Raw genomic sequence first — 26,215 nt, 5'->3', positions numbered from 1 at the left:
TCAGCGCAAGGCTTCGCGGCACATCCCGACGAACCGGCGGTGCAGCCGGTCGTCCCGTCCGACCTCGGGGTGGAACGACGCGGCGAGCAGCGGCCCCTGGCGTACGACCACCGGGTGCACACCGGCCTCTCCCCTGTCGACGCTCGCGAGCACCTCGACGTCCGGCCCGTACCGCTCGACCCAGGGAGCGCGGATGAAGGCCGCCCGCATCGGTGCGTCGAGGCCCTCCACGCGCAGGTCGGCCTCGAACGAGTCCACCTGCCGCCCGAACGCGTTGCGGCGCACCGTCACGTCGAGGCCACCGAACGTCTGCTGGCCGGCGATGCCGCCCTCGATGCGGTCGGCGAGCATGATCATCCCGGCGCACGTACCGAGCACCGGCATCCCGGCCGCGATCCGTCCGCGGATCGGCTCGCGCAGGTCGAACGCCCGCGACAGCTTGTCGATCGTCGTCGACTCGCCGCCGGGGACGACGAGCGCCTCGACCGTCTCCAGCTCGTCGGCGCGTCGTACGGTCGAGGGCTCGGCGCCGCTGTCGGCCAGCATGCGCAGGTGCTCCCGGACGTCCCCCTGCAGGGCGAGGACGCCGACACGCACGGCGCTCACGCCTCGACGCCGCCGGAACGCCGGTGCCAGAACGCCCGCACCTCGACACGACCCTCGTCGAAGTGCGCGGCCAGACCCTGCGCGTCGAGCGCCTCGAGCACCAGCGTGCAGAGCGCGTCGCCGTCGGCGATGTTCGCCGAGTCCGGGTGCCACGCGTTCAGCTCCAGCATCCCGTGGTCGACGGCGTGCCAGACGTCGGAGGGCGTGAACCACACCACCCCGCGTACGGCCTCACCGCGCGCGGCAGCCTCCCGCAGGGCAGCCGCAGCAGCCCAGTGGTCGTCGACGCCCTGGAGCACGACGACGCCTTCGGCCTCGAGCCCGGCGAGCGCGTCCTGGAGAGCGTCGTAGTCCGTGCGCTCCGGCCACGTCGACTCCTCGGCGAGCAGTGCCGCGCGAGCCTCGGTGACCAGCCGGCGCGCCTCGCCCTCGGGGTCGTCGAGCCCGGCGTCGTCGCGCGCCGCGACGGCGACCTCACGGACCCACGCGTCCGGTCCGGACAGTCCCGCGCGTACGAGGACGCGGGCGTAGCCGCGCAGCGCCTCGGCGTCGGTCAGCTTCGGAGCGGAGAAGAAGGGCACGTGCTCACCAACCGCGCTCAGCGAGGCGGTGCGGCTCCGGGACGTCGGCGACGTTGATGCCGACCATCGCCTCCCCCAGCCCGCGCGAGACCTTCGCGATGACGTCGGGGTCGTCGTAGAAGGTCGTCGCCTTCACGATCGCCGAGGCGCGCTCGGCTGGGTTGCCGGATTTGAAGATGCCCGAACCCACGAACACGCCCTCGGCGCCGAGCTGCCTCATCATCGCCGCGTCCGCGGGTGTCGCGATGCCGCCGGCGGTGAACAGCACCACGGGCAGCCTGCCGTTCTCGGCGACCTCGCGCACCAGCTCGTACGGGGCCTGGAGCTCCTTGGCCGCCACGTACAGCTCGTCGGGCGGAAGGTTCTGGAGGCGGCGGATCTCGTCGCGCATCGCCCGCATGTGGGTCGTCGCGTTCGAGACGTCCCCCGTGCCTGCCTCACCCTTCGAGCGGATCATCGCCGCCCCCTCGGTGATGCGGCGCAGGGCCTCACCGAGGTTCGTCGCACCACAGACGAACGGGACGGTGAACGCCCACTTGTCGATGTGGTGGGCGTAGTCGGCGGGCGTCAGCACCTCCGACTCGTCGATGTAGTCCACCCCGAGCGACTGCAGCACCTGCGCCTCGACGAAGTGCCCGATCCGCGCCTTGGCCATCACCGGGATCGAGACGGCCTCGATGATCCCGTCGATGAGGTCGGGGTCGCTCATCCGCGCCACACCGCCCTGCGCCCGGATGTCGGCCGGGACCCGTTCGAGCGCCATGACGGCGACCGCCCCGGCGTCCTCGGCGATCTTGGCCTGCGCGGCGTCGACGACGTCCATGATGACGCCGCCCTTCAGCATCTCGGCCATCCCGCGCTTGACGCGCGCGGTGCCGGTCGCCGCGGCGGTCTCGCCTACGGTCTGCGGGCTGTCGCTCATCGTTCTCACCTCGGTCGTACGGCTCGGTCGGGCCTCATCGTACGTCCGCCGCGGCCGCGTCCGACCCCGATCCGGCGATCGGTCGCTCCTTGACCACCAGGTGCGGGGGCGGGGTGTCGTCGAAGTCCATCCGGTACGGCCAGGGGGCGCGTCCTGCGAGGCGCGCCCAGCGGACGATCCGCTTGCGCCGCATCCGTTCGGTGCGGGCCACGAGGTCGTCGTGGAACCGGTGGGCGAGCTGGACCCGCTCGCAGGCGTCACCGAGGTCGGCGAGCATCTCCCGCTGCGGCTCGTCGGCTGCCGCCCACAGGGCGTCGACGTCATCGGCGTCGCCGAAGACGGTCCGCATGACCTCGCTCAGCGCGGTCTCTCGGTCCTCTTGGTCGACCTTGCCGATCGCGGCGCGCGCGGCGTCGGCGGCCTCGACCGCGACCAGGGCGCTCGCGGGGTCCAGCACGCCGCTCGTGGCGACGTTGCGCAGGCACGTCGAGCGGTCGAGGAGCTGCCGGTCGAGCGACGCCTGAGCGGTGGCCAGGCGGATGTGCAGCCGGTCGAGCCGGCCTGCCGTCGTCGACAGGGCGACGGTGATCGCCGCGACGACCGCACCGATGACGAGGACCCACTCCAGCGTGCTCATGCGCCGCCTCCTCCGAGCACCGTCTCGTAGACGCTGATGACCTGCGGGGCCACCACACTCCAGTCGTACCGCCGCACCGCCTCGCGTGCCACCCCCGCGCGCTCCTCGCGACCGGGGTCGTCGAGCGCGTCGACGAGGGTCTTGGCGAGCGAGACCGGGTCCTCGTTGGCGAACAGCGCGCCGAGACGCCCGTCCTCGAGCACGTCGGCGAAGGCCCTGATGTCGCTGGCGACCACCGGGGCTCCCGCTGCCATCGCCTCGATCAGGACGATCCCGAAGCTCTCGCCGCCGGTGTTGGGGGCGACGTAGAGGTCGGCCTCGGACAGCAGCCGCGCACGCTCGTCGTCGGAGACCCGGCCGACCACCTCGACGTTGCGACGCAGCCGCTCGGGCACCATCGCGGTGCCGGCGCGCGGATCGCCCGCTCCGGCGACCACGAGCCGCAGGTCGGGGAACCGCTCGATGACCGTAGGGAGCGCGTCCAGCAGGACGGGAAGGCCCTTGCGGGTCTCCTCGAAACGTCCGAGGAACAGGAGCGAGGGAGCCGTGCTCGGGTCCTGCGCGGCCCGGCGCTCGGTGCTGGCGAAGTCGTCGACGAACAGTCCGTTGGGGATGATCACCGAGTCACCGCCCTGGTACTGCGCGACGACCCGCTGCGCCTCGCGGGAGACGGTGATGCGGGCGCTCAGCTTCTCCATCGCCGGACGCAGCAGCGGCTCGGTGGCGGCCAGGGCGCGCGAGCGGCCGATCGACGTGTGGATCGTGGCGATCGAGACACCGCTGGCCAGGCTCAGCGCGATCAGCGACACGCTCGGTGTCGCGGGGTCGTGCACGTGGAGGACGTCGAAGTTGCCGTCGCGCAGCCACCGACGTGTCCGCGCCATCGCGATCGGCCCGAAGGAGACGCGCGCGACGGCGCCGTTGTAGCGCACCGGCACGGCGCGGCCGGCCGGCGTCACGTACGAGGGAAGGTCGTCGTCGTCGGCGGCCGGGGCGAGGACGGAGACCTCGACTCCCAGCTCGCTCATCGTGCGCGTGAGGTCCAGGACGTGGTTCTGGACACCGCCGGGGACGTCGAACGAGTACGGGCACACCATCCCGATCCTCATCGCGCTCCCCCTTCTCCTGGGCGACGGTCCACCTCGAAGACGCGTTGCAGCATGTGCCAGTCGGCAGGGCTGCGGCGGATGTCGGCGGTGAACAGGTCGGCGACGTCCTGCATCATCGCCACGAGACCGTCCTCGCCCGGACGCGTCGCGACCGGCTCGTGCACCGTCATCCTGAGCTTGCCCACCTCGTCGTCGTAGCGCGAGGTTGCCACGAACAGCGTGGCCCCCGTCTGCTGGGCCAGCAGCGCCGGTCCGACCGGCATCCGCGCCTTCTCGCCGAGGAGGTCCACCGCGATCCCGCTGCGGGACATGTCCCGGTCGGCGAGCAGGCAGACGAAGCCGCCGCCTCGCAGGTGCTCCGCGAGCAGCGGCAGGGTCGGCGGGCCGCCGGTCAGCGGGAGCACGGTCATCCCGATGCGCTCACGGAACGCGACGAACTCGTCGTACAGGCGCTCGGGCTTCAGCCGCTCCATCACCGTCATCAGAGGAAGACCGTGGGCGCACGCCCACGCCCCCATGAGGTCCCAGTTGCCCATGTGCGGCAGCGCCGCGATCATCCCGCGCCCGGCGTCGCGCATCGCGTACGCGCGCTCGGCGTGGTCGACGACGATCGCCTCGTCCACGGCGGCGGCGTCGGTCGTGAACCGCGGCAGGCGGAACACCTCGCCCCAGTAGCGCAGGTACGAGCGCATCGCGTCGCGCGTCAGGGCATCGAGCGCCGCGTCGTCGGCGTCCGGGACCGCGCGCGAGAGGTTCGAACGCAGGCGCGCGATGCCGCTGCCGCCACGGCCGTACAGCTGGTCGGCGGTCATCCGCAGCGCGCGGTCGACCACCGGCTGCGGGACGTGGACGGCGAGGTTCCAGCCCGCGCGGTAGGCCGCGGCCTCCACGTACGTACGGGCGGTCCCGAGCGCCGAGCGTGCAGCACGGGCCGGTCGGGTCATGCCTGCGCCAGGGCCTGGCGGCGGACCATGAGGATCCGCTGCACGACGGTGATCGTGCTGGCCACCGCGAGCGTCCACAGCACGATCGTCCGCAGCACCGGCAGGTCGAAGATGCCCGAGAGCCCGGTCATCGCCAGGACGGCGACGAGCCGGTCGGAGCGCTCGGCGATCCCGCCCTTGGCCTCCATGCCGAGCGACTCGGCGCGCGCCCGTGCGTACGAGGTGAGCTGTCCGCCGACGAGGCACCACAGCGCGACGCCGGTCATCAGGAGATCGTCCCCGGTGCCCGCGTACCAGAGGACCAGCCCGCCGAAGACCGCCGCGTCGCCGATGCGGTCGAGCGTGGAGTCGAGGAACGCGCCCCACGCGCTCGAGCGACCGGACTTGCGCGCCATGAGGCCGTCGACCATGTCCGAGAAAACGAAGAGGGTGATCACGACGGTGCCGAGGAAGAACTCCCCCCGGGGATAGAACCAGAGCGCACCGGCGGTGACTCCCAGCGTGCCGACGAACGTGATGACGTCGGGGCTGATCCCGAGCTTGAGGAACAGGTCGGCGATCGGGCTCATGATCTTGGCCCACGTCGCGCGGAAGCGTTCGAGCATCAGCCGCCCCATGCCTTCGAGAGGAGGTCGCGGGTGTCGGCCAGCAGCTGTGGCAGCACCTTGGTGCCTCCGGTGACGGTGATGTAGTTGGAGTCGCCCCTCCACCGTGGGACGACGTGCTGATGGAGGTGCGCCGACAGCGAGCCGCCGGCGACCGAACCGAGGTTGAGCCCGACGTTGAACGCTGCCGGCCCGCTGACCCGTTTGAGGACCCGCACCGCCTCTTGCGTCATCGCCGTCAGCTCGTGGGCCTCGTCGTCGGTGAGGTCCTCGAGCTCGCCGACGTGCCGGTTGGTGACGACCATGAGGTGGCCGGGGTTGTACGGGTGCAGGTTGAGGACGGCGTAGACGAGCGCGCCGCGGGCGACGATCAACGTCTCCTCGTCCGGCCGCTCGAGCATGCGGCAGAACGGGCAGCCGTCCTCGCGCGGGCTCTCGTCGGTGATGTAGGCCATCCGGTGCGGGGTCCAGAGGCGGTCGAACCCTTCGAACCCGTCACCGGTGCGACCCCACGCCTCTCGGGGATCGGGACCGGACGCGCCGCCGTCCTCCGTCATACCTGGACCCGGTCGGCGACGGCCTTGACGATCCGCGCGATCGCCTCGTCCACGTCCACGCCGTTGTCCTGGCTGCCGCTGCGGTAGCGGAAGGACACGGCGCCCGCCTCGACGTCGTCGTCGCCTGCGATCAGCATGAAGGGCACCTTCTGCGTCTGCGCGGTGCGGATCTTCTTCTGCATGCGCTCGTCGGCCTCGTCGACCTCGACGCGGATCCCGTGGGAGCGCAGCTTGGCCGCGACCTCGTGCAGGTAGTCGACGTGCCGCTCGGCGACCGGGATCGCGACGACCTGCACAGGTGCGAGCCACGGAGGGAAGGCGCCCGCGTAGTGCTCGACCAGCACGCCGAGGAAGCGCTCGATCGACCCGAACTTCGCGGAGTGGATCATCACCGGCTGCTTGCGGGAGCCGTCGGCGGCGGTGTACTCGAGGCCGAAGCGCTTCGGCTGGTTGAAGTCGTACTGGATGGTCGACATCTGCCACGTACGGCCGATGGCGTCGCGGGTCTGGACCGAGATCTTCGGGCCGTAGAAGGCCGCGCCGCCCGGGTCGGGCACGAGCTCGAGACCGCTGGCGACCGCGACGTCGTGGAGGACCTTGGTCGCGGCCTCCCACTCCTCGTCGGACCCGATGAACTTGTCGAGGTTCTGGTCGTCGCGCGTCGAGAGCTCGATGTAGTAGTCGTCGAGCCCGAAGTCGCGCAGCAGCCCCAGGATGAAGTCGAGCAGATGCCGGACCTCGTCGGCAGCGCCCTCCTCGGTGACGTAGGAGTGCGAGTCGTCCTGGCTGATCATCCGTACGCGGGTCAGGCCCTGCAGCACGCCGGACTTCTCGTCGCGATAGACCGTGCCGAACTCGAACAGCCGCAGCGGGAGCTCACGGTACGAGCGCCCGCGCGAGGAGTAGATCAGGTTGTGCATCGGGCAGTTCATCGCCTTGAGGCGGTAGTTCTGGCCGTCGACGTCCATCGGGGGGAACATGCCCTCGCCGTAGTACGGCAGGTGCCCGGAGGTGAAGTACAGGTCCTCCTTGGCGATGTGCGGGGTGCCGACGTAGGAGAAGCCCTCCTCGATGTGCCGCTGGCGGACGTAGTCCTCCATCTCCCGCTTGATCACCCCGCCCTTGGGGTGGAACACGGGCAGGCCCGGGCCGATGAGGTCGGGGAACGAGAACAGGTCCAGCTCGTTGCCGAGCTTGCGGTGGTCGCGACGCTGCGCCTCCTCCAGACGGTGGAGGTAGTCGGCGAGCGCCTCCTTGCTCTCCCAGGCGGTGCCGTAGATGCGCTGGAGCTGCTTGTTCTTCTCGCTGCCCCGCCAGTACGCCGCCGCGCTGCGCATCAGCTTGAACGCCGGGATGCGCTTGGTCGTCGGCAGGTGGGGGCCGCGGCACAGGTCGGTCCAGGCGACCTCGCCCTTGCGGTTGAGGTTGTCGTACATCGTGAGGCCGCCCGCGCCGACCTCGACGCTCGCACCCTCCGCTGCGCCCTCGAGGTCGCCCGCTCCCGCCGAGCTCTTGAGCCCGATCAGCTCGAGCTTGTACGGCTCGTCGGCGAGCTCGACACGCGCCTCGTCGTCGTCGATCGGCCGGCGCGAGAAGCGCTGGTTCTCCTTGATGATCTTGCGCATGCGGGACTCGATCTTGTCGAGGTCCTCGGGGGTGAACGGCTTGGCGACGTCGAAGTCGTAGTAGAAGCCGTCCTGGACCGGCGGGCCGATGCCCAGCTTGGCCTCGGGGAACAGCTCCTGGACGGCCTGCGCCATCACGTGCGCCGTCGAGTGGCGCAGGATGTCGCGACCGTCCTTGGAGGAGATCGCGACCGGCTCGACGGTGTCGCCGGGCGCGAGCTCGTACGCGAGATCCTTCAGGGCGCCGTCGACCTTGACCGCGATGACGTCGGGGTCCTCGGCGAAGAGCTCCCACGCCTTCGTGCCGGGCGTCACGGTGCGGTCCTGTCGATGTGCGGGACCGACGACGGTGACGTTGAGCTCGGACACGGTGCTCCTTCAGGACGTTCCAGACAGGTCGGCTCGATGCTATCCGCCCCGGCCGTCACGCCGCGCACCGTATTCGCCTCAGCGGCGGCATACCGTCCGGGTCCCGGGGTACCGCGAGGTGACACCGACGGAAGGACAGCCATGACGGACGGTCACGAGAAGCAGCTCCTCGACCTGCTGGACGACCTCACGATCGCGATGTTCACGACCGTGGACGCCGACGGGACGCTCACGAGCCGGCCGATGGCGCGGCAGGAGGTAGAGCCGACCGCCGAGATGTGGTTCATCACGGCCCGCGACTCGCGTCAGGTCGCCCACATCACCGCCCAGCCGCACGTCGGCATCACGTTCTCCTCGCCCAGCACCTGGGTGTCGCTCCAGGGCACCGCCACGGTCGTGGACGACCGCGCGAAGCTGGAGGAGCTGTGGAACACCTTCGCGGAGGCCTGGATGCCCGAGGGCCCCGAGGACCCGAACGTCGTCCTGATCCGTGTGGATCTCGAGGGCGGCGAGTACTGGGACACGCCCGGCGGTCGGGTCGCCTCGCTGCTGAGCTTCGCGAAGGCGAAGATCACCGGGAAGCCCTACGACGGGGCCGACAACGAGCGCGTCGACCTCACCTGAGGGTGCGACACGGCCCGTCGCCGGTCCCGTCGCCGGCGTCGTGGGCTAGCGCTTGCCCGCGCCGAGCAGGCCACCGAGGAGGTCTCCGAGACCGCCGCCGGCGTTGCTCGAACCTCCGCCGCCGAGCAGGCCACCGAGCAGACCGCCCAGGTCGACCTGGCCGCCGGCCTGAGGGGCGGCGCTGTTGGCGACGCTGCCGGACGCCTGCTTGCTCAGGAAGCCCATGACGAGGGGGGCAACCATCGGCAGGATCTTCTGGATCAGACCTGCCCCCGCTCCCCCGGACAGCGCCTGAGCAACCCCGTCGACGTTGTCGCCGAAGACGTTCTTGACGATCTTGGCGCCGTCGTCGGTGTCGATCTTCGCAGCGTCGAGGTCGCCGTCGAGCTCCCCGCCGTGCTGGCTCAGGGCCTTCTCGAGCGAGGCGGCGCCCGCCGGGTCCTGCGCGTTGGCCTGCATCCCCTCGACGAGGGCCGGCACGGCCTTTCCTGCTGCCTGCTGAACCTGCTCCGCGTCGACCCCGAGCATGCCCGCGATCTGATCGACCGGGATCTGTGCAAAGAGGTCTTCGATTCGTGCCATGTGGGTACTCCCCCGAGACGGTCGGCGCCGCCGCGGCGCCGGATCGGTACGAGCGTGGCACAAAACGCTCCCGACCGCCGGGTACGTGCTGGGCGCTGCGACGCGGCGCCGAATGGCGGGCCTGCAACCCCCGACTTACTGTCGGCAGATGCACGTTCCTGACGGTTTCCTCGACGCGCCGACCTCGGTCGCGACCGGCGTCGTGGCCGTCGCAGGCGTCGGGATCGCGTTGCGCGGCGCGCGCCGCGAGCTGGACGAGCGGACCGCCCCGATGGCGGGGCTCGTGGCAGCGTTCGTCTTCGCCACGCAGATGATCAACTTCCCCGTCGGAGCGGGCACCAGCGGCCATCTCCTCGGCGGGGTCCTCGCGGCGGTGCTGGTCGGTCCGTGGACGGCGGTGCTGTGCCTCAGCACCGTGCTGCTGGTCCAGTGCCTACTGTTCGCCGACGGCGGCATCACCGCCCTCGGCACCAACATCACGCTCATGGGCATCGTCGCGGTCGCCGTCGGCTGGCTCGTCTTCCGTCTGGTCCGCGCCGTGCTTCCTCCACGGCTGAGCTCCGTCGCTCCCGCAGCGGCGGTCGCGGCACTCGTGTCCGTCCCCGCGGCGGCCCTCGCCTTCACCGGCCTGTACGCGCTGGGCGGCGAGGCGCCGATCCCGCTGGGCTCGCTCGCAACGGCGATGGTCGGCTGGCACACCGTCATCGGGATCGGCGAGGCGATCATCACCGGCCTGGTCGTGAGCGCGGTCCTGGCGGTGCGTCCGGACCTCGTGTACGGGGCGCGACCGGTGATGCGGGCGCGCACCCTGGAGCTGCACACCACCCAGGAGGAGCCAGCATGAGCGCGCGCCGGAAGTCGCCGTCGAGGCGCGCGGTGCTGCTCGTCGGCCTGGTGGTCGCACTCGTGCTGGCGGGGTTCGTCAGCTTCTACGCCTCGAGCCACCCCGACGGCCTGGAGTACGTCGCCGGTGACAAGGGGTTCCTGGACACCGCCGACGACCACAAGTCGTCGGCCGACAGCCCGATGGCCGACTACACGACGAAGGGTGTCGACAACCCACGCCTCTCCGGCGCGCTCGCCGGGATCACCGGCACCGTCCTGGTCCTCGTGATCGCCGGAGGCGTCGCGCTCGTCGTACGACGCCGCACCCACGCGCCCGACTGAGACCCTCGGATGGAGCAACGGCCTCACGGGCACAAGCTGTACTTCGCGGCCGACTCCCCCGTCCACCGCGCACCTGCCCACCTCAAGCTGCTCGCGCTGCTGGGCTTCATGCTCGTCGTCGTCGCCACGCCCGGGACGGCGTACCCCGTGTTCGCGGTGTACGCGGTGATTCTCCTCGGGGTGGTGGTCGTGTCACGGGTCCCGTTCGGCTACCTGCTGCCGCGGATGCTGGTGGAGATCCCCTTCGTGGTGTTCGCCCTGCTCCTGCCGTTCCTCGCGACCGGGCCGCAGACCACGTTCCTCGGCATGACGGTCAGCCAGCACGGGCTGGAAGCGGCGGGGTCGCTGCTGATCAAGGCCACGATTGGTGTCGCCGCGAGCCTGACCCTCGCGGCGACCACCGAGCCCCACGCCCTCATCGACGGCCTGCGCCGCCTGCGCCTGCCGTACGAAATGGTCCAGATCATGGCGTTCATGATCCGCTACCTCGACGTCGTGACCGACGAGATGCACCGGATGCGGGTCGCGCGGGAGTCGCGAGGGTTCCGCGCCACCTCGTTCCGCCAGTGGGGCGCGCTCGCCCGTACCGGGTCTGCGCTCTTCATCCGCTCGTACGAGCGTGGTGAACGCGTGCACCTCGCGATGCTGTCGCGGGGCCACGACCCACGCGGGGGGCGGTCGTGAGCGTCCCCGTCATCGACGTCCGAGGCCTCGCCTACGCCTATCCCGACGGCCGGCAGGTCCTGTACGGGGTCGACCTCCACATCCACCCCGGCGAACGGGTCGCCCTCCTCGGCCCGAACGGCGCGGGCAAGACGACGCTCGTGCTCCACCTCAACGGGATCCTGCTCCCCGGCGCCGGGACGGTGGAGGTGTCCGGGATGCCGGTCGTGAAGAAGAACTTCCCCGAGATCCGCCGACGGGTCGGCATCGTCTTCCAGGACCCCGACGACCAGCTCTTCTCCGCGACCGTCCGCGACGACGTGGCGTTCGGCCCGGCGAACCTCGGGCTGCGCGGCGACGCCCTCGAGCGCCGCGTCCTGCACGCGCTCGACCAGGTCGGCATGGCCGAGTACGCCGACCGCCCTCCGCACCACCTGTCGTTCGGCCAGCGACGCCGGGTCGCCGTCGCGACCGTGCTGGCGATGGAACCCCAGATCCTGGTCCTGGACGAGCCCTCGTCCAACCTCGACCCGATGGCACGCCGTGAGCTCGCCGACATCGTGAGGGCGCTCGATGTCACCGTCCTGATGGTGACCCACGACCTCCCGTACGCCCTCGAGCTGTGCCCGCGCGCGGTCGTGCTCAGCGACGGCGTCGTCGCCGCGGACAGCGACACCCGCAAGCTGCTCTCCGACGAGGACTTCATGCGGGCGCACCGGCTCGAGCTGCCGTACGGGTTCGACCCGCGGACGGTGTGACGCCGGCGGCTCAGCCGCGCAGGTAGGCGAGGACGGCGCTGACCCGCCGGTCGCTCGCGGGGTCGAGCGGGAGCTTGGCGAAGATCGCACCGACGTGCTTGCGCACCGCCGCCTCGCTGACGAAGAGCCGCTCCGCGATCGACCCGTTCGTGCGGCCCTCGGCCATCAGGGCGAGCACCTCGCGCTCGCGGTCGGTCAGGGCCGCCAGCGGGCCGTCCTCGCGGCGGCGGCGCAGCAGCAGGCGCACAACCTCCGGGTCGACGACCGTGCCGCCGTCGGCGACCCGCGAGAGGCTGTCGAGGAACTCGCGGACGTGGCTGACCCTGTCCTTGAGCAGATACCCCACGCCGGCGCCGTCGCCGTCGAGGAGCTCGGCGACGTACGCCTCGGCGACGTAGGCGGAGAGGACCATGACGGCGACCCCCGGCTGCTCGTCGCGGATCGCGACCGCGGCACGCAGGCCCTCGTCGGTGAAGGTCGGCGGCATCCGGACGTCGGTGATCACGACGTCGGGGCGTTCGCGCCGTACATAGGCCTGGAGGGCGTCGGCATCGCCGACCGCGGCGACGATCTCGTGGCCTGCTCGCTCGAGGATGCCGACGAGCCCTTCGCGCAGCAGGACCGCGTCCTCGGCGAGCACCACCCGCAACGGCGTCATGGCAGCGCGCACCTCACCCTCACCTCGGTCGGCCCGCCCACGGGGCTGGTCACGTCGAGCACGCCGTCGAGCGCGTCGATCCGCGCGGCCAAGCCTGCCAGGCCGCTCCCCCTGGCCGGGTCGGCGCCACCGACCCCGTCGTCGGTCACCGACAGCACCAGGTGCCTGCGCTCCCCCTCCTCCACCCAGGCCGCGACTTGAGCACGGCTCGCGTGGGCGTGCCGGGCGATGTTGGTCAGCGCCTCGCTCACCACGAAGTACGCGGCGTTCTCGATCGGTGGCGGCAGCCGCTCGGTGATCCGAAGGTTCACCGACACCGGGACCGGCGACCGGTCCGCGATCTCGTTGATCGCCGCGGGGAGTCCGCGCTCGGTCAGCACGCGGGGGTGGATCCCCCGGACCGTCGCCCGCAGGTCGGCCAGCGCGTCCTCGGCCTGACGGTGCGCGGTCCGCACCAGCTCGAGCGTGGGACCACCACCGTTGGCGGCACGGTCTTCGAGCTCCATCTCTGCGCTGCCGAGGGTCATGGTCAGCGCCACCAGCCGCTGCTGGACCCCGTCGTGCAGGTCGCGCTCGATGCGGTGCCGCTCCGCCTCGAAGGCGTCGACGAGGCCCGACCGCGAGCGGCGCAGCCTGGCGACCGCCTCGGCGAGACGCTCCTCAGGCGGGTCGAGGAGCATCCGCGTCAGCGCCGCCTGCCCGCACGCCAGCCAGGTGAGCAGGTAGAGGGCGACCACGAGCAGGACCAGACCGAGCGGCACCGCCGCCCACGCCTCCGCCGCAGTGTCGATGGACCAGCCGACCGACTCCACCGTGGATCCGGTCAGCTCTCGGAGCAGCGGGGTGACCAGGAAGACCGCCGGCACGACGAGGAGGACGAGAGCGACGAAGTCGACGACCGGCAGCACCGTGGCCAGGAGCACCGCGTATCCGACCTCGCTCCACGCCACCGGCAGGTCGCGGGCCGCCCGGAGCTGCTCCGTCCAGGGCACACGGTCGCCGCGCGTCGGTCGCCGGACCAGTCCGAGCCGACGCCGCTCGCCTCCCGCGACCACCCGGGCGATCACGGGGACCCTCGCGAGGATCAAGACCCCGACGACGAGCACCACGGTCAGCAGGCCGATCCCCACGACGAGGAACAGCACGACGAGGACGGCGATCCCGACCGGGACGGTGGTGGCCACGTACAGCACCGAACGCCAGGGCCAGGCCGAGCGCAGGAAGCGCGACGGCCGACCTCGGACGGCGGACCAGGCGTCGGGACGGCTCACGCACTCGACCCTAGAGGGCCCCGGACCCGTACGAGGTAGCGCACGCGCTACCTCGTACGGGCGCGCAGGCCCGTGTGCCCGCGCGCCTGAACAGATGAGGTGGAGCCATGACCACCCTCCACGACCAGACGACGACCGGGCCTGCCGTGGCGCTCGCCGGCGTCACCCGCAGCTACCGGTCCTCGTCGGGGGACGTTCGCGCCCTGCGCGGCGTCACCCACGCGTTCCCCACCGGCACCTTCACCGCGATCATGGGGCCGAGCGGGTCCGGCAAGTCGACCCTCCTGCAGCTCGCCGCGGGCCTCGACTCGCCGAGCTCCGGCCACGTCCGCGTGGGTGGCGTCGCACTGACCGGGCTCGACCAGACGGCCCTCACCGAGCTGCGCCGCGCGACGATGGGATTCGTCTTCCAGTCGTACAACCTCCTCGACGCGCTGACCGCGTACGACAACGTCGCTCTCCCCGCACGGCTCGCCGGCGCGCGCATCGAGCGTGCGAAGGTCCTCGACGCGCTCGACCGCGTCGGTCTCCGCGACCTCGCCGGCAGACGTCCCGCCGAGCTCTCCGGCGGACAGCAGCAACGGGTCGCCGTCGCGCGCGCCCTGCACAGCCGGCCCCGTGTGCTCTTCGCCGACGAGCCGACCGGCGCCCTGGACCGGGCGACGGGACGCACGGTGCTCGACCTGCTGCGCGATGCCGCCGCCAGCGGCCAGACCGTCGTGATGGTGACGCACGACCCGCTCGCCGCCTCGTACGCCGACGAGGTGCTGTTCCTCGCCGACGGGCTGGTGGTCGGACGCCTGTACGAGGCCGACGCCGGCGTCATCGCCGCCACGATGAGCGAGCTGGAGCGGTGATGCTGACCCTCAGCCGCAAGACTGTACGCAGCTCGTGGAGGGCGTACGCCGGAGCGTTCACCGCCCTGGCGTTCGGCATCGTGCTGATCGCCCTCACGGTCACGATGATCGGCTCGGTCGAGACCACGGCGCGACGCGCCGGCGCGGACGACGCCGCCCGCGCTCAGCTCGAGGACCTCTCAGCGATGTTCGGGTTCATGTCGGCGATCTCGCTGTTCATGGCCCTGTTCGTCGTCGCCAGCACGTTCGGCTTCGTGGTCGCCACCCGTCAGCGCGAGCTGGGCCTGCTGCGCCTGGTCGGCGCCACCCCGAAACAGGTCCGTCGCCTGCTCCTCGGGGAGGCGGTCGTGGTCGCGATCGGCGCGACGGTGGTCGGCGGCCTCCTCGCGACCGCGCTCGGTCCGGTCACGCTCACGGCCGTACGCATGGTCGGCGCGACGAGCCTGCACCTCGACGCGCCGCCCGTGTGGGTGCCGTGGGCGGTCGCTGCTCCGACGGGGCTCGTCGTCGCCCTGCTCGGCTCTCGCCGCGCGGCGAAGCGTGCCTCGAAAGTCGCGCCCGTCGCGGCGCTGCGCGAAGCCGCGCTCGAGCGACGACGCCCGGGTGTGGGTGCCGTCCTCACCGGAGCGGTCGCTGTTGCCGCCGTAGTGGCGGTCGTCCTTCTGTCCGGTCGTATGCCGCCCGTCGCCGCGATGCTCGTCGGAATCCTGCTCCCGCTCCTGGTGGTGGTCGCGCTCACCGCGCTCGGCCCGGTGGTGGTGCCTTGGCTGGCCGGGGTGGTCGCCCGCCCGTTCGCCCGCCGCTCGGTGGCCGCCCGGCTGGCCGCGGACGAGCTGCGCACCTCTGTCCGTACGACCTCGGCGGTGGCCGCCCCGGTGACGGCGATCGCCGCGATCGCCGGCTCGCTGGTCGTCACGATGGGCTTCACCGTCGACTGGAGTCACGCGCTGAACGCGACCCAGCTGGCGGCGCCCGTGGTCGTGACGGATCCGGGTGCGGCTCGACGCCTCGCGGCCGATCCCGCCGTCGGGGCGGTCGACGCGCGGCGTACCGTCCCGGTCTCGTTCGACGAGACCGGACCCCAGGACGTCGACGTGGTGGACGTGGAGCGCGCCGCACAGTCGCGTCGCCTGCGTGCCGTCCGGGGAGATCTCGACGACCTGCGCGGCCGTACGCTCGCGGCGTCGGAGTCGTGGATGTTCGACTCCGGAGTCCGCCTCGGTGGTCACGTGAACGCCAGGCTCGACGAAGGACGGACGCTCCGGTTGAAGGTCGTCGCCGTCGTCCCGGACGCCGCAGACCTCTACGGTGACCTGATGGTGCCTGCGGATCTCGCAGGCCGCCGCGCGAGCGAACCGTCCGTGCTCTTCGTGAGCCCGGCGCCTGGTGTCAGCGATCGCGAGCTACTGACGGCGACGCGTGCCGTCGCCGCAGACGCAGCCGTTCCGGCGGACCAGTGGATGGACGACATCGCCTCCTCGACGCGACGGATGAACACCGTGGCGCTGCTGGTCCTCCTCGGCCCAGCCGGGATCTACGCGGGCATCGCGATCGTCAACGCCACCCTCATCGGAGCGGCGCAGCGGTCCCGCCAGCGGCGCCTGCTCGCGCTGCTCGGGGCGACTCCGAGGCAGGTACGCAGCACCGCGCTGTGGCAGGCCGGGCTGACGACGGCTACCGGACTCGTCCTCGGCGGTGCCACCACGCTGCTCGTCGGCTGGCTGGTCTGGACGGCGATCACGCGCGATGTGGGCGACCAACTCCTGACGATGACCGTCCCGTGGTTGCCGCTCGTCACCACTGCCGGGGTCTGCGCTGCCCTCGCGCTGCTCGCCGCACGCGTCTCGGCGAGGCGCTAGCGTGAGCTCTCGCATCGACTCCTTAGGCTTCGCGGGTGCCGTTCACCCTCGTCCACCCGGTTGCCGTCCTTCCCTTGGCGCGGGGTCCGCTGAGCCTGTTGGCGCTCGTCGCGGGGTCGCTCGCACCGGACCTGCCGTACTTCCTCCGAGCGGCGTCGGTCCCCGTCACCGCCGAGTCCTGGTACGAGCCGTACGTCAACGCGACCGCCTCGCACGCCTTCGCGGAGCTCGTCTCGGTGACGCTGCCCCTGGCGCTTGTCGTCTACGTGGGCGGGCTGCTCGTGATCCCGCCGCTGCGCTGGGTTGCGGGCGCTGGGTCGCGTACGGCGGTGGAGCGGGCACCGTGGGCGCTCGTGCGCCGCGGGGCCTGGGTGGCCGTCTCGCTCGTCCTCGGGATCCTCACCCACCTGGCGTGGGACGCGCTGACCGAGGGCGGCGGGGTGGCGTCGCGGGTGCTGCAGCACGCGAGCACGGCGCTGGGTCTCGCGGTGCTGCTCGTGATCGCGTGGCGTCGGCGTCGCGCTGTCGCCTGGGGCGAGCCGCTCGTACGGCGACGGCTGCTCGCAGTCGCTGTCGCCTGCGTTGTCGCCGCGCTCGCCGGTGCTGGGTTCGCCAGCCGCTCGTGGCTCGCGGCGTCCGACGAGCTCGGCACCGGCCAGGTGCTCGAGGGCGTCCTCACCGACGCGACCAAGGGTGGCGTCGCGGGCGTCGTGGCGATGGCGGCGCTGCTCGCACTCCTCTGGTGGGCCGCGCGCCTCGTCGGTGGACGGCTGCGGCCGGTACGAGGCGTGGGCCGCTGACAGCCTCGCGGACTCGCAGGTCAGGGGCACTTGCTTGCGGTGGGCGATACTGGGTTCGAACCAGTATCAACGCATGCGACTAGTTGTGACGTCCGGGGAGGTTGGTCAGTCGGGTGATCGGTGGTTTGCCTGCCGGTGGCGTAGTGGGCGCGGTGGTGAGTGTTGAAGTGAACCTCCCCGGCGTGTCCAGAGAGCTTGGTGTGTCCCGAGTTCCGCTCACGCCGGGGCGGTTCAGAGCACGTCCATTAGGACACCCACACACCGCGGGGAGGGATCGGCGACAAGTGACTGGCCGCCGACGTCCACGAACGTGTCGTGCAACTCCCACGGCGAACCCGTGGCCTTCGCGATGAGCGAAGCCAGGTATTCGACTTCGAGGCCGACCGCAAGAACGCGATGAGCTGGCTGGAAGATCGCGCATGCGCCATCCGCATCAGAAGTGAGCACGAAGGCAGCAAGTTCGCCCGCGAATCGCTCGATCGAGTACTCCCCGTGCTCAAGGTCAAACCCGGTCTGTCCGTTCGGACCTGCCCGCCACGCGACACGCCGATCCGTGAGAAGCAGCGCGCCGACCACATGAAGTCCGCTCGGGTCGTAGCGCTGCAGGTGCTCGAAAGTAAGGCCGGTCTCGAATGGGCGCGGCAATCCGATCCATCTCCAGGTGAACAACGCCGACCGACGGCCGACCTTGAACGCGCGACGCTGCAGGAACCCCATCCATCGAACGCTAGGTGTGTCCGATGCAGAACGCACCAGATTTCACCGAGAGACAGGAGGGCCCGCGGCAGCTCCGGATGGCCTGGCACGATGGTGGCACGGAAATGGCACGAGGCCGGTCGCGCTTTCGCGAAACCGGCCTCTGACCTGCGGTGCTTGCTGGTGGGCGATACTGGGTTCGAACCAGTGACCTCTTCGGTGTGAACGAAGCGCGCTACCACTGCGCCAATCGCCCGCTGCATCCCGTCTCAGCGGGACGTCACAGAGACTAGCGTACGCGCATGACCGCTCCGCAAACCGGGTCCGCACCGTCGCGTCGTGTCGTCGCCGCGCTCGACATCGCGGCGAAGATCCTCCTCGTCGTGCTCCTCGCGGTCGCCGTCGTCTACCCCGATCTGGGGAACCTCCGCGGCAAGGCCGTCGGCTTCCGGGCGGTCGCGTACCCGCTCGGTGCCGCGATCGTCCCGCTCCTGTGGTGGTGGCTGTGGCGCCCGCGCGGACGGGCGTACCCGTGGCTCGGCGACCTGCTCGTGACGCTGCCCTGGCTCACGGACACGCTCGGCAACCGGCTGGACCTGTTCGACACCGTGTGGTGGTTCGACGACTGGATGCACTTCATGAATTGGGGGCTGCTGACCGCCGGCTTCGCCGTGCTCACCCTCGGGCGCGAGGCGCCGCTCGGCGCGGTCGTCGAGCGTGCCCTCGCCTTCGGGCCGGTGACGGCGATCGGCTGGGAGCTGGGCGAGTACGTGGCGTTCGTGCGGCACTCCCCCGAGCTCGAGACCGCCTACACGGACACCCTGGGCGACCTCGCACTCGGCTCGCTCGGCGCCGTCGTCGGTGCGCTCCTCGTGCACGCCGCCGCACGGAGCGGCCGCCTGCGCGAGGAACCCGTCACGGGTCGACCTGCTCCTTCGCCCGCTTCGCGAACAGCTCCGCTGCCAGCGCCGTGACCGGGCCGGGTGCGGGCAGCTCGCGGTCGTCGACCCGGTGGACACCCTGGACGTCGCGGGTGGTGCCGGCGAGGAAGACCTCCTCGGCACGCTGCAGCACCTCGATTGGCTCGTCACGCTCCACGACGTCGATCTCATCGCGGCACCACTCGAGCACGAGGGCACGGGTGACCCCGGCGAGACAGCCCGACTCCAGCGTCGGCGTCACGAGCTGACCGTCGAGGACGTAGAACACGCACGAGCCGGTCCCCTCGCACAGCATCCCCGCGGTGTTCGCCATGACGGCCTCCGACGCGCCCTGCCGTCGCGCGTGCTCGACCATGAGCGCGTTCTCCGCGTACGAGGTGGTCTTGAGGCCGCTCAGCGCACCGCGCTCGTTGCGCACCCACGGCACGGTCGCGATCGCCGTCGTCGGCTCGGGGCGGACGGCGGGCTCGGTGACGACGACGAGCGTCTGACCCTCGTCGCCACGCGGCGACCCGAGCGGGCCCGGCCCCGACGTCACCGTGATGCGGATGCGCCCGAAGGGCAGCTCCTGGCCCTCGACCGTCGCGGCCACCCCCTCACGTACGAGGTCGAGGTCGGGCTCGCCGATCCCGAGGCCTGCGGCCGAGCGCGCGAGCCGCTCGAGGTGCCGCGTGAGGGCGAACGGCTGGCCGTCGACCACCTTCACCGTCTCGAAGACCCCGTCGCCGACGACGAGTCCGTGATCGAGGACGCCGAGGGCGGGTTCGTCCGGTGATTGCAGGGTTCTTCCGTTGATCCAGGCGCGCATGCGGCCACGTTAACGCGCCGAGGGGTACCCCCCGTTTGGACGCCCTCACCCCATCCGCTAATGTTTCTCTCGCACCGGGGAAGCCCGGAAAGCGCGGACGTGGCTCAGTGGTAGAGCATCACCTTGCCAAGGTGAGGGTCGCGGGTTCGAATCCCGTCGTCCGCTCGGAGTGGGTCCCAGGGCCCCTTCTCAGACATCGTAGATGTCCGGTGGAGTGGCCGAGAGGCGAGGCAACGGACTGCAAATCCGTTTACACGGGTTCAAATCCCGTCTCCACCTCGATGGGGCTTCACGCTCCTGACGAGTCCCTCGGACTCACGGGCGATTGGCGCAGCGGTAGCGCGCTTCCCTGACACGGAAGAGGTCACTGGTTCAAACCCAGTATCGCCCACCACGTTTCCGCAGGTCAGAGCAGGGTTTTCGGATCCGGATCTGAAATCGGGAACATACGGGGAACAAGGAGCGGCCAGATCTGGCCGCTCCTGTCCTTGTTTTCGGGCCGTAGTCGTACCGAGAGCTCCAGTAGGTTGCCCCTGTGTCTGAGTGGGTCGCGCTGGCAACCAAGTTCACGCCCGGGTGGCCCTGGCCCGAGTCTTCGTGGGGGCTCGAGCCACGCTTCGGCGCAGACGGTTGGTGCCGCGGATGCGGAACGCCGCTCCACGAGCAGACCGGATCGCTCGTGATCCAAGGCAGCAAGTTCCCGACGTCGGACGTGTGGATGCCCAACTGGTCGTACGACGTCGTGTGCGTGAGCGCGGCGGTCGCTGAGGTGGTCGCCGACAAGTTCCGGGTCGAAATGCGCGACGTGTGCAAGCCGAAGTCCGGCCCGACCGGCTTCAAGCAGCTGATGCCTGAAGTGAGCCAGAAACGTTGGTACGACGAGGCGGTCCTCAAGTCGATCATCCCGGTGAAGCATCCGCTCGACGATTCGGTCGGCTCGCGGTGTCCCACGTGCAGCACGTGGCGGTGGTTGCCTGTTTCGGAGGGGGATGCGCACATCTTCTCCGCGGCCCTCGATGACGTCGAGTCTGACGTCGCCGCGTCGCCCGAGTGGTTCGGCTCCGGCTGGAGCTCGATGAGGAATTCGCTGTTCCGGCGCGAGCTCGCCGAGGCCCTGGTGGCCTCGAACGCCAAGCACTGGAGCATCGTCGACGTGGAACTGGTGTGACGGATGGACGGTCGAGAGGATGTCCTGGTCAGATATCGAGGAGCGAATCGTCAGTCCAGATGTCCTCGTAGTCCGGCGCGATGAGGAATCGCGAGCCGGGCGCCAGGTCGAGGTACTGCAGGACCTCCGGACAACGCTCGCCGAGGTGCGCAGCGTGCAACGGCTCGAAGAAGTCGTCGGCGTCTGCGTAGTCACCCGTCCACAGGTACCACCCGCTCGTGCCGTTCCGAGGTGGATGCCGGAGTCCGTGGACCGGCCAGTCCCAGCTGTCGGTCAGCAGCGACTCGGACACCCCCACGATCCCGTGTGCGCTCATCGCGGTCCGCCCTCGAGGCGTTGGAGTGCACGGATGGCCGGGTAGTCCTCCGCGGATGCGAAGTCAGCTCGGTAGTACTCCGACCAATAGCTGGCCGCTCGATCTCGGGTGAGCGCCATGAAGTCTGGGTTGGCCTCGGCGAAGTGCTGAAGTCCCTGGGCCGCGTTGGGATGCGTCGAGGGACTGTCGGTAAGGAACCGCTCGATGTCCAGGCAGATCTCAACGACATACTCGCCGAGGAGTTGAACGACGAAGGGCGCACACCATCCAACGTCGTGGCTCAATGCCAGACGGAGCGCCTCTTGACGCGTGTGGCCGTCGTGGTGACGGGTGTAGATGCACCCCGCGGCCGACCTGCTCGCCGGTGCAAGCGTCGTGATCGCGTCCGCCGGAAAGTCGTTGTAGATCCGGTCCGGGATCTCGAGCATCTCGCCGTTGAAAGTGACGGCGGGCCATTCGGCGTTGTTGCTCTCGTGGATCCGGCCCACAGGTGAGTAGTCAGCCGACGGCACGAGGTCGACGGCCGGCTGGGCATCGGACCGCGCGGTCGACGGGAAGGCGCGGAGTAGTTGCGCGCGCACCGGGTCCGCCGCGTCTGGTCCAGCCCGTCCGGTCATGCGGACATCTTGACGCACAACGATCGAGCGGAGTGGCGACAGCGGGTATTGCCATCTCAGCGCCAATTGCCGACCGGCTTCGCGTCGATGAAGCGCTCGATCGAGTCGGCCTTGATGCGCAAGGTCTTGCTACCGAGGCGGACCGCTTCGAGCTGGCCGTCTGCGATGTAGCGCCGCACCGTGCGGGTCGAGACAGCGAGCGTGTCGGCAGCGTCGTTGAGCGAGACGAGGCGTCGGGTGAGGGTGGCAGGCATGGCGGGCTCCGAGGTCGCGGCGGACGCCGTTCGTCCGCGTCTGTCCCTCAAGGCCGAACTTCTCCGGTGAGTGGTCGCCGGTAGCCACAATTCGTGAGCGAGTTCCGGCGGCTCGCCATTAGGGTGACGGCAATCGACGTGTAGCTCACCAGCAGAGCACCGGGCTCTGGACCCCGGAGGGCGCTGGGGCAGAACCTGCCACGTCGGCAATCACAACCTGACAGGTGGACGATGACGAACGGTTATGCGCTCGGGCAACTGGGCAAGGCGTTCCGCACGGCGACCACGCACGAAGAGGGACTGCTGCACGGGTAGGTGACATCTGATCGATGGTGCCGAGAGGTGCTGCTGGAAGGATGTGCACTGCGCCGAAGCCGTATCCCAAGGAGTTCCGCGACGACGTCGTCCGGGTCGCCCGCAACCGTGAGCCGGGTGTCCACATGAAACAGATCGAGGCCGACTTCGGGATCAGCGAGTCGTGCCTGACGAACTGGCTGAAGGCGGCCGACGTCGAGGACGGTGTGAAGCCCGGGACGACCGCGAGCGAGAACGCCGAGCTGCGGGAGGCGCGCAAGCGGATCCGGCTGCTGGAGCAGGAGAACGAGGTGCTGCGCCGAGCGGCGGCCTACCTGTCGCAGGCGAACCTGCCGGGAAAATGATGTACCCGATCGTCCGCGAGCTGGCCGCCGACGGTGTTCCCGTCACGGTGACGTGCCGGGTGCTCAAAATCGCTCGCCAGCCGTACTACCGCTGGCTAAAGGAACCGGTCACCGACGCCGACGTCGACGTCGACGTCGAGGAGGCCTACCGCGCCGACGCGTTGTTCGACGCCCACCGCGACGACCCGGAGTTCGACTACCGGTTCCTCCTCGACGAAGCAGCCGAGGCCGGCCAGCCGATGGCCGCTCGGACCGCGTGGCGGATCTGCTCGAGCAACGGCTGGTGGTCGGCGTTCGGCAAACCCAAGCGCGGCAAGAACGGCAAACGCCCCGGCCCGCCGGTGCACGACGACCTGTGTGCCGTGGTCGACGACAACGGCAGGGTCCGGCACGAGTTCACCGCCAACGCCGCGAACGAACTGTGGCTGACCGACATCACCGAGCACCGCACCGGTGAGGGCAAGCTCTACCTGTGCGCGATCAAGGATGCCTACTCCAACCGGATAGTGGGCTACTCGATCAGTGACCGGATGAAGTCCCGACTCGCTGTCGCTGCGCTCGCCTCGGCGGTCGCACGACGTCAGGCCGAGGGAGCCCAGGTGGCCGGCTGCGTCGTCCACAGCGACCGTGGCAGCCAGTTCCGGTCGAGGAAGTTCGTCCACGCCCTCAACCGCCACGAGCTGGTCGGCTCGATGGGCCGGGTCGGCGCGGCCGGCGACAACGCCGCCATGGAGTCCTTCTTCGCGCTGCTGCAGAAGAACGTCCTCGACCGCCGAACCTGGGCCACACGCGAACAGCTCCGGATCGCGATCGTGACCTGGACCGAGCGGACCTACCACCGCCGCCGAAGACAGGACACCCTGGGCCGTCTGACTCCGGTCGAGTACGAGACCATCATGACCACGCTAGCCACTCAGGCTGCGTGACCCAACCTGTCACCCGATCGTGCAGCAGTCCCGGTCGCTGGCTCAGTTGTAGAAGGTCGAACGGTTCAGGATCGACCGCTCCCACAGCAAGTTGCGGTCCACTTCACTCAGCCCTGCGGCATCGGCAGCTTCCGACCAGCGGTCCTTGATTGTCGAGACAATGCGCTCGACAATCTGCCTGGCTTCGGGCCGGGAGAGCCCATAGTCAGCTGCAGCGGCCACGCAGACCGAGAACTGGCTGGCTCGACTTCCGTCACGGCCGATCGCCATCGCCTGCGCCGATGTGTCGGTGGACCGAGGCTGCGGGGTCAGGTCGAACGCCGGAGTCAGCTCGAGACCCGTGCCATCCCAGAACGCTGCGTGGTTGCGTGCATGATCGTCGTTGTTGCCGATCGCGATGTTGAAAACGATTCGCTCGAAGAGCCGGCGACCGATGTCCTGTGGGGAGCGCCCCAACTCGCGCAGGACATCGAGCATCTCGGGGTACGACCCGTAGCGCGCGCCGAGGAGCGCGTCGAAACCAAGCATCGTCAGACCCGAGACGACGTGTCGACGCAGACCACCTGAGACGCGGTCGAACCGCTCGACGAGCAACACATCCCGGCCCATCGACTTGATGACGCGGGAGTTGGGCACCTCGATGCCGCACAGTCTCGCAAGTTCGATCCCGACGGCCTCAGCCCGGATCCAAGGGTGCACGTCGGTGGAGACCGACAGTTTCGCGATGTGCTCGATGCCTGCGTCGTCGCTGATCAGAACCTTCGGGTGTGCGCCACCGATCGCGGTCCCGTTCATCAGGGCGTCGCCGATGGCCGGGTTCAATGGCTCGCCCGCTAGGACCTTTTCGGCCGCGTCGTACAGTTCCTCGAGGCTGGCCGTGTCCACTCGTGGGCTGTAGTCCTCAGGCCCTTCCTGGAAGTCGATAGCGCCGAGCCGGTTGGAGCCAGACTCCAGCATGTAGGTCTCGATGCTGAGCTCGGTGTCGCCCGAGCCTAGGCGGTTGCCGATGACTCGCTCGCCCCAGGAGTCGGGCGTTGAGTCCTTCAGACAGGCGGCGATCGTCAGGCCGTCCAAAGGTTCCTGGGCACCCCGGTGCAGCGGGAGTTCAGGCGCGTAGAGGCTGATCGCCTTTTCGTTCTCGAGGTAGGACCGCGCGTAGGTGAAGTCCAGACGGTCGGCGCCCACACGGTCAACTGCTCCGGCGACCACGGGGGCCGATTCATCGGGCAGCCAGGTCCAGACGAAGACTCGCCGTGCCCGGTACGGGTCAGAAGTCATCGTCGGGCTCTGTCCTCTTCCTCGGCTTGCCCACTCGAGTGGGCAGCAGCGCCAGGCGGTCTCGTCCTTCTCGACGTAGACGTGCAAGCTCCGCGCCGTCCTCAGCGCCGAACAGCGGGACGCCCAGGATGTCGGCAGCGTTGAACGCGTTGCCGAGTGACACACCCGGGTCACCCGCTTCGATCGCGGCGACAGTACGGCGGTCGACACCGATGCGCTCGGCCAGCTCAGCCGCCGTCCACTTGCGCGCAATTCGTCCAGCCTTGATCTGCTGGCCGAGCACGACCGCAGCGTCGGCTGCGCCGCGACGAGGTGATACGCGTATCCGTGCCATGGATGCTCCTTACTTTGTACTTAACATAGCATTAGGGCCGAAATAATGTACAGAACACCACTAGACCGCCACGGCGTCGCCTCTCACGGCGCATCGTGTCGGAGGCGATCGCTACCTTCAAAGCGTGAACCCAACGGACTGGCATGCGGCAGAGTGGGGCGCATTCGGCCAAGTCGGCGCCCTTGTCGTCGCGATCGTGGCGGGGCTTCTGGTCTGGCTTCAGGTCCACCAGGGACGCCAAGTGCGCGAGGATCAGACCCGGCCATACGTCATCGTCGACTTCGAGTTCCGAGGCATGCTCGTGCTCGTAAGTGTCCGAAACATCGGCGCTACCCCAGCTGCGAACGTGCGCATCGCGTTCGACAGGCCGCTCGAGAGCCCAACCAAGGGGCTGAACCCGCAGCGCTTCGCAGTGTTCTCCGAGCCGATCGCGATGATGGCCCCTGGCCGACGTATCAGTGTGTACTTCGGGATGGGTCCCGACTTCTTTCCGACAGATGGCGGCGTGCCACTGCGCTACGAGGTAACGGTCAGCTACTCGGATCTTGCTGGAACCCGCAAGTACAACGATCCGCCGAACATCCTCGACCTCGCACCGTTCAAGCACACCTCAGTCGATCGCGACGATCTCCACCAGATCGCCCAACGCGTGAAGGGCATTGAGCAGGCGATGAAGCAGTGGACACAGCGTGGTCGCCTCGGGGTGAGTTCCGTTACCCAGGCGGAGATCGACAAGCGCGACGCGGAGTACTGGGACGAAATGAATGCCGAGAACGAATCGCCAGACGCTGAAGTCACCCAGGATGCCGACGATCAGCCGAGTTAGCCGTTTACCAGGTCCGACAGCCGCCGCGCGATCTCGGCGTCGCGATCGGCAGCGGGATGCTGGTAACGCATTGAACCACCCCGGCGTGTCCGGAGACTTTCTAGTTTGAGACTCCGACCGTTGTCGGGGTCTGGTGGTGAGCGTAGTGAGCGGCCTCGGCTTCGACGGGTGTGAGGTCGTCGCAGTACTCGAAGGGTC

General features: G+C 69.8%; 31 protein-coding genes and 5 tRNA genes. 16 read left to right on the top strand and 20 right to left on the bottom strand.

Annotation, left to right across the window (positions count from 1 at the left end; translation table 11 throughout):
- The 9 genes from pdxT to thrS are packed head-to-tail and all read right to left on the bottom strand — an operon-like array spanning window position 1 to window position 7,955.
- Window positions 1-606, bottom strand: coding sequence for a pyridoxal 5'-phosphate synthase glutaminase subunit PdxT (gene pdxT, locus NYZ95_RS19240; RefSeq protein WP_262852960.1), 606 nt, complete (start codon window positions 604-606; stop codon window positions 1-3).
- Window positions 603-1,187, bottom strand: coding sequence for a DUF6891 domain-containing protein (locus NYZ95_RS19235; RefSeq protein WP_262852959.1), 585 nt, complete (start codon window positions 1,185-1,187; stop codon window positions 603-605). Before NYZ95_RS19235 ends, pdxT begins: the two co-directional genes overlap by 4 nt.
- Before the next feature lie 4 nt (window positions 1,188-1,191).
- Window positions 1,192-2,109 carry a pyridoxal 5'-phosphate synthase lyase subunit PdxS gene (gene pdxS / locus NYZ95_RS19230; protein ID WP_262852958.1) on the bottom strand — a complete coding sequence of 306 codons (918 nt, stop codon included), beginning with the start codon at window positions 2,107-2,109 and terminating at the stop codon, window positions 1,192-1,194.
- Between the two features lie 34 nt (window positions 2,110-2,143).
- Entirely contained in the window at window positions 2,144-2,746 is a 603-nt protein-coding gene (locus NYZ95_RS19225; RefSeq protein ID WP_262852957.1) for a hypothetical protein, read from the bottom strand.
- The gene (locus NYZ95_RS19220; protein WP_262852956.1) at window positions 2,743-3,855 is read right to left on the bottom strand and encodes a glycosyltransferase family 4 protein; all 1,113 of its coding nucleotides are present in this window, start codon (window positions 3,853-3,855) and stop codon (window positions 2,743-2,745) included. The genes NYZ95_RS19225 and NYZ95_RS19220 overlap by 4 nt, the downstream gene beginning before the upstream one ends.
- Window positions 3,852-4,799, bottom strand: a complete 948-nt coding sequence (locus tag NYZ95_RS19215) for a phosphatidylinositol mannoside acyltransferase (protein ID WP_262852955.1) — start codon at window positions 4,797-4,799, stop codon at window positions 3,852-3,854. Before NYZ95_RS19215 ends, NYZ95_RS19220 begins: the two co-directional genes overlap by 4 nt.
- Window positions 4,796-5,416: a phosphatidylinositol phosphate synthase gene (gene pgsA / locus NYZ95_RS19210; protein WP_262852954.1), complete on the bottom strand. Its 621-nt coding sequence runs from the start codon at window positions 5,414-5,416 to the stop codon at window positions 4,796-4,798. Before pgsA ends, NYZ95_RS19215 begins: the two co-directional genes overlap by 4 nt.
- The gene (locus NYZ95_RS19205) at window positions 5,404-5,961 is read right to left on the bottom strand and encodes an HIT family protein (protein ID WP_262852953.1); all 558 of its coding nucleotides are present in this window, start codon (window positions 5,959-5,961) and stop codon (window positions 5,404-5,406) included. Before NYZ95_RS19205 ends, pgsA begins: the two co-directional genes overlap by 13 nt.
- Window positions 5,958-7,955, bottom strand: a complete 1,998-nt coding sequence (thrS, locus tag NYZ95_RS19200) for a threonine--tRNA ligase (RefSeq protein WP_262852952.1) — start codon at window positions 7,953-7,955, stop codon at window positions 5,958-5,960. Before thrS ends, NYZ95_RS19205 begins: the two co-directional genes overlap by 4 nt.
- A 141-nt stretch (window positions 7,956-8,096) precedes the next feature.
- Here thrS and NYZ95_RS19195 point away from each other — a divergent pair, with 141 nt between their 5' ends.
- Window positions 8,097-8,579: a pyridoxamine 5'-phosphate oxidase family protein gene (locus tag NYZ95_RS19195; RefSeq protein ID WP_262852951.1), complete on the top strand. Its 483-nt coding sequence runs from the start codon at window positions 8,097-8,099 to the stop codon at window positions 8,577-8,579.
- Window positions 8,580-8,624: 45 nt separating this feature from the next.
- Here NYZ95_RS19195 and NYZ95_RS19190 read toward each other — a convergent pair whose 3' ends face one another.
- Window positions 8,625-9,161, bottom strand: coding sequence for a DUF937 domain-containing protein (locus tag NYZ95_RS19190; RefSeq protein WP_262852950.1), 537 nt, complete (start codon window positions 9,159-9,161; stop codon window positions 8,625-8,627).
- A 148-nt stretch (window positions 9,162-9,309) separates the two neighbouring features.
- Between NYZ95_RS19190 and NYZ95_RS19185 the strand changes: the two genes are divergently transcribed.
- From NYZ95_RS19185 to NYZ95_RS19170, 4 genes are read left to right on the top strand one after another with little or no spacing between them, the layout of a single operon-like run.
- Window positions 9,310-10,005, top strand: coding sequence for an energy-coupling factor ABC transporter permease (locus NYZ95_RS19185; protein ID WP_262852949.1), 696 nt, complete (start codon window positions 9,310-9,312; stop codon window positions 10,003-10,005).
- Entirely contained in the window at window positions 10,002-10,328 is a 327-nt protein-coding gene (locus NYZ95_RS19180; protein WP_262852948.1) for a PDGLE domain-containing protein, read from the top strand. The genes NYZ95_RS19185 and NYZ95_RS19180 overlap by 4 nt, the downstream gene beginning before the upstream one ends.
- Before the next feature lie 9 nt (window positions 10,329-10,337).
- The gene (gene cbiQ, locus NYZ95_RS19175) at window positions 10,338-11,012 is read left to right on the top strand and encodes a cobalt ECF transporter T component CbiQ (protein ID WP_262852947.1); all 675 of its coding nucleotides are present in this window, start codon (window positions 10,338-10,340) and stop codon (window positions 11,010-11,012) included.
- On the top strand, window positions 11,009-11,749 hold the full coding sequence (locus tag NYZ95_RS19170; RefSeq protein WP_262852946.1) for an energy-coupling factor ABC transporter ATP-binding protein: 741 nt from the start codon (window positions 11,009-11,011) through the stop codon (window positions 11,747-11,749). Before cbiQ ends, NYZ95_RS19170 begins: the two co-directional genes overlap by 4 nt.
- Window positions 11,750-11,759: 10 nt before the next feature.
- Here the strand turns inward: NYZ95_RS19170 and NYZ95_RS19165 are convergent, their stop codons facing one another.
- On the bottom strand, window positions 11,760-12,407 hold the full coding sequence (locus NYZ95_RS19165) for a response regulator (protein ID WP_262853045.1): 648 nt from the start codon (window positions 12,405-12,407) through the stop codon (window positions 11,760-11,762).
- A complete protein-coding gene (locus tag NYZ95_RS19160; protein ID WP_262852945.1) occupies window positions 12,404-13,678 on the bottom strand; it encodes a sensor histidine kinase in 1,275 nt (424 codons plus the stop codon). The genes NYZ95_RS19165 and NYZ95_RS19160 overlap by 4 nt, the downstream gene beginning before the upstream one ends.
- 107 nt (window positions 13,679-13,785) lie before the next feature.
- On the opposite strand from NYZ95_RS19160, the gene NYZ95_RS19155 reads away from it, so the two are divergent.
- From NYZ95_RS19155 to NYZ95_RS19145, 3 genes are read left to right on the top strand one after another with little or no spacing between them, the layout of a single operon-like run.
- A complete protein-coding gene (locus NYZ95_RS19155; protein ID WP_262852944.1) occupies window positions 13,786-14,535 on the top strand; it encodes an ABC transporter ATP-binding protein in 750 nt (249 codons plus the stop codon).
- Window positions 14,535-16,394 (top strand): ABC transporter permease, encoded by a 1,860-nt coding sequence (locus NYZ95_RS19150; protein WP_262852943.1) that lies wholly within the window; start codon window positions 14,535-14,537, stop codon window positions 16,392-16,394. The genes NYZ95_RS19155 and NYZ95_RS19150 overlap by 1 nt, the downstream gene beginning before the upstream one ends.
- A 35-nt stretch (window positions 16,395-16,429) precedes the next feature.
- Complete coding sequence (locus NYZ95_RS19145) at window positions 16,430-17,194, top strand: DUF4184 family protein (protein ID WP_262852942.1); 765 nt, start codon at window positions 16,430-16,432, stop codon at window positions 17,192-17,194.
- 231 nt (window positions 17,195-17,425) lie between these two features.
- Here the strand turns inward: NYZ95_RS19145 and NYZ95_RS19140 are convergent, their stop codons facing one another.
- A complete protein-coding gene (locus NYZ95_RS19140) occupies window positions 17,426-17,911 on the bottom strand; it encodes a hypothetical protein (protein WP_262852941.1) in 486 nt (161 codons plus the stop codon).
- Between the two features lie 160 nt (window positions 17,912-18,071).
- Window positions 18,072-18,146: transfer RNA gene (locus NYZ95_RS19135), tRNA-Val, on the bottom strand.
- 46 nt (window positions 18,147-18,192) lie between these two features.
- Here NYZ95_RS19135 and NYZ95_RS19130 point away from each other — a divergent pair.
- The gene (locus NYZ95_RS19130; RefSeq protein WP_262852940.1) at window positions 18,193-18,864 is read left to right on the top strand and encodes a DUF2238 domain-containing protein; all 672 of its coding nucleotides are present in this window, start codon (window positions 18,193-18,195) and stop codon (window positions 18,862-18,864) included.
- On the opposite strand, the gene NYZ95_RS19125 is transcribed toward NYZ95_RS19130, so the two are convergent.
- Window positions 18,806-19,639 carry an aminotransferase class IV gene (locus tag NYZ95_RS19125; RefSeq protein WP_262852939.1) on the bottom strand — a complete coding sequence of 278 codons (834 nt, stop codon included), beginning with the start codon at window positions 19,637-19,639 and terminating at the stop codon, window positions 18,806-18,808. The genes NYZ95_RS19130 and NYZ95_RS19125 overlap by 59 nt on opposite strands.
- Window positions 19,640-19,732: 93 nt before the next feature.
- On the opposite strand from NYZ95_RS19125, the gene NYZ95_RS19120 reads away from it, so the two are divergent.
- The 4 genes from NYZ95_RS19120 to NYZ95_RS19105 all read left to right on the top strand — a co-directional run bounded on the left by NYZ95_RS19120 (window position 19,733) and on the right by NYZ95_RS19105 (window position 20,807).
- Window positions 19,733-19,804 (top strand) — tRNA-Gly (locus tag NYZ95_RS19120).
- Between the two features lie 43 nt (window positions 19,805-19,847).
- Window positions 19,848-19,918: transfer RNA gene (locus NYZ95_RS19115), tRNA-Cys, on the top strand.
- A gap of 40 nt (window positions 19,919-19,958) precedes the next feature.
- Window positions 19,959-20,033, top strand: a tRNA-Val gene (locus tag NYZ95_RS19110).
- 354 nt (window positions 20,034-20,387) lie between these two features.
- A complete protein-coding gene (locus tag NYZ95_RS19105; protein WP_262852938.1) occupies window positions 20,388-20,807 on the top strand; it encodes a hypothetical protein in 420 nt (139 codons plus the stop codon).
- A 28-nt stretch (window positions 20,808-20,835) separates the two neighbouring features.
- On the opposite strand, the gene NYZ95_RS19100 is transcribed toward NYZ95_RS19105, so the two are convergent.
- Genes NYZ95_RS19100 through NYZ95_RS19090 form a run of 3 tightly spaced genes read right to left on the bottom strand, consistent with a single transcriptional unit; the run spans window position 20,836 to window position 21,994 of the window.
- A complete protein-coding gene (locus NYZ95_RS19100; RefSeq protein WP_262852937.1) occupies window positions 20,836-21,123 on the bottom strand; it encodes an immunity protein Imm33 domain-containing protein in 288 nt (95 codons plus the stop codon).
- Complete coding sequence (locus tag NYZ95_RS19095; protein WP_262852936.1) at window positions 21,120-21,740, bottom strand: hypothetical protein; 621 nt, start codon at window positions 21,738-21,740, stop codon at window positions 21,120-21,122. Before NYZ95_RS19095 ends, NYZ95_RS19100 begins: the two co-directional genes overlap by 4 nt.
- 56 nt (window positions 21,741-21,796) lie before the next feature.
- Window positions 21,797-21,994: a helix-turn-helix domain-containing protein gene (locus NYZ95_RS19090; RefSeq protein WP_262852935.1), complete on the bottom strand. Its 198-nt coding sequence runs from the start codon at window positions 21,992-21,994 to the stop codon at window positions 21,797-21,799.
- A gap of 134 nt (window positions 21,995-22,128) precedes the next feature.
- Between NYZ95_RS19090 and NYZ95_RS19085 the strand changes: the two genes are divergently transcribed.
- Both NYZ95_RS19085 and NYZ95_RS19080 read left to right on the top strand, forming a co-directional pair.
- Window positions 22,129-22,201, top strand: a tRNA-Gln gene (locus tag NYZ95_RS19085).
- A gap of 149 nt (window positions 22,202-22,350) precedes the next feature.
- A protein-coding gene (locus tag NYZ95_RS19080; RefSeq protein WP_262852934.1) for an IS3 family transposase occupies window positions 22,351-23,579 on the top strand; the annotation gives its coding sequence in 2 pieces (ribosomal slippage) (window positions 22,351-22,644 and window positions 22,647-23,579; 1,227 coding nt in all).
- Window positions 23,580-23,621: 42 nt separating this feature from the next.
- Here NYZ95_RS19080 and NYZ95_RS19075 read toward each other — a convergent pair.
- Window positions 23,622-24,857 carry a type II toxin-antitoxin system HipA family toxin gene (locus NYZ95_RS19075; protein WP_262852933.1) on the bottom strand — a complete coding sequence of 412 codons (1,236 nt, stop codon included), beginning with the start codon at window positions 24,855-24,857 and terminating at the stop codon, window positions 23,622-23,624.
- Window positions 24,847-25,140, bottom strand: a complete 294-nt coding sequence (locus NYZ95_RS19070; protein WP_262852932.1) for a helix-turn-helix transcriptional regulator — start codon at window positions 25,138-25,140, stop codon at window positions 24,847-24,849. The genes NYZ95_RS19075 and NYZ95_RS19070 overlap by 11 nt, the downstream gene beginning before the upstream one ends.
- A 175-nt stretch (window positions 25,141-25,315) precedes the next feature.
- On the opposite strand from NYZ95_RS19070, the gene NYZ95_RS19065 reads away from it, so the two are divergent.
- Window positions 25,316-26,017: a DUF8453 domain-containing protein gene (locus tag NYZ95_RS19065; RefSeq protein WP_262852931.1), complete on the top strand. Its 702-nt coding sequence runs from the start codon at window positions 25,316-25,318 to the stop codon at window positions 26,015-26,017.
- The last annotated feature ends 198 nt before the right edge of the window (window positions 26,018-26,215 follow it).

The organism is Mumia quercus, from assembly GCF_025506335.1.
Classification (GTDB): domain Bacteria; phylum Actinomycetota; class Actinomycetes; order Propionibacteriales; family Nocardioidaceae; genus Mumia; species Mumia quercus.
This window is presented reverse-complemented; position numbering and strand designations above follow the sequence as displayed.

Coding starts and splice junctions, on each gene's coding strand:
- pdxS (WP_262852958.1), bottom strand. CDS start 2,109: ATGAGCGACAGCCCGCAGACCGTAGGCGAGACCGCCGCGGCGACCGGC.
- NYZ95_RS19225 (WP_262852957.1), bottom strand. CDS start 2,746: ATGAGCACGCTGGAGTGGGTCCTCGTCATCGGTGCGGTCGTCGCGGCG.
- NYZ95_RS19220 (WP_262852956.1), bottom strand. CDS start 3,855: ATGAGGATCGGGATGGTGTGCCCGTACTCGTTCGACGTCCCCGGCGGT.
- NYZ95_RS19215 (WP_262852955.1), bottom strand. CDS start 4,799: ATGACCCGACCGGCCCGTGCTGCACGCTCGGCGCTCGGGACCGCCCGT.
- pgsA (WP_262852954.1), bottom strand. CDS start 5,416: ATGGGGCGGCTGATGCTCGAACGCTTCCGCGCGACGTGGGCCAAGATC.
- NYZ95_RS19205 (WP_262852953.1), bottom strand. CDS start 5,961: ATGACGGAGGACGGCGGCGCGTCCGGTCCCGATCCCCGAGAGGCGTGG.
- NYZ95_RS19195 (WP_262852951.1), top strand. CDS start 8,097: ATGACGGACGGTCACGAGAAGCAGCTCCTCGACCTGCTGGACGACCTC.
- NYZ95_RS19190 (WP_262852950.1), bottom strand. CDS start 9,161: ATGGCACGAATCGAAGACCTCTTTGCACAGATCCCGGTCGATCAGATC.
- NYZ95_RS19185 (WP_262852949.1), top strand. CDS start 9,310: ATGCACGTTCCTGACGGTTTCCTCGACGCGCCGACCTCGGTCGCGACC.
- NYZ95_RS19180 (WP_262852948.1), top strand. CDS start 10,002: ATGAGCGCGCGCCGGAAGTCGCCGTCGAGGCGCGCGGTGCTGCTCGTC.
- cbiQ (WP_262852947.1), top strand. CDS start 10,338: ATGGAGCAACGGCCTCACGGGCACAAGCTGTACTTCGCGGCCGACTCC.
- NYZ95_RS19165 (WP_262853045.1), bottom strand. CDS start 12,407: ATGACGCCGTTGCGGGTGGTGCTCGCCGAGGACGCGGTCCTGCTGCGC.
- NYZ95_RS19155 (WP_262852944.1), top strand. CDS start 13,786: ATGACCACCCTCCACGACCAGACGACGACCGGGCCTGCCGTGGCGCTC.
- NYZ95_RS19150 (WP_262852943.1), top strand. CDS start 14,535: ATGCTGACCCTCAGCCGCAAGACTGTACGCAGCTCGTGGAGGGCGTAC.
- NYZ95_RS19140 (WP_262852941.1), bottom strand. CDS start 17,911: ATGGGGTTCCTGCAGCGTCGCGCGTTCAAGGTCGGCCGTCGGTCGGCG.
- NYZ95_RS19130 (WP_262852940.1), top strand. CDS start 18,193: ATGACCGCTCCGCAAACCGGGTCCGCACCGTCGCGTCGTGTCGTCGCC.
- NYZ95_RS19125 (WP_262852939.1), bottom strand. CDS start 19,639: ATGCGCGCCTGGATCAACGGAAGAACCCTGCAATCACCGGACGAACCC.
- NYZ95_RS19100 (WP_262852937.1), bottom strand. CDS start 21,123: ATGAGCGCACACGGGATCGTGGGGGTGTCCGAGTCGCTGCTGACCGAC.
- NYZ95_RS19095 (WP_262852936.1), bottom strand. CDS start 21,740: ATGACCGGACGGGCTGGACCAGACGCGGCGGACCCGGTGCGCGCGCAA.
- NYZ95_RS19090 (WP_262852935.1), bottom strand. CDS start 21,994: ATGCCTGCCACCCTCACCCGACGCCTCGTCTCGCTCAACGACGCTGCC.
- NYZ95_RS19075 (WP_262852933.1), bottom strand. CDS start 24,857: ATGACTTCTGACCCGTACCGGGCACGGCGAGTCTTCGTCTGGACCTGG.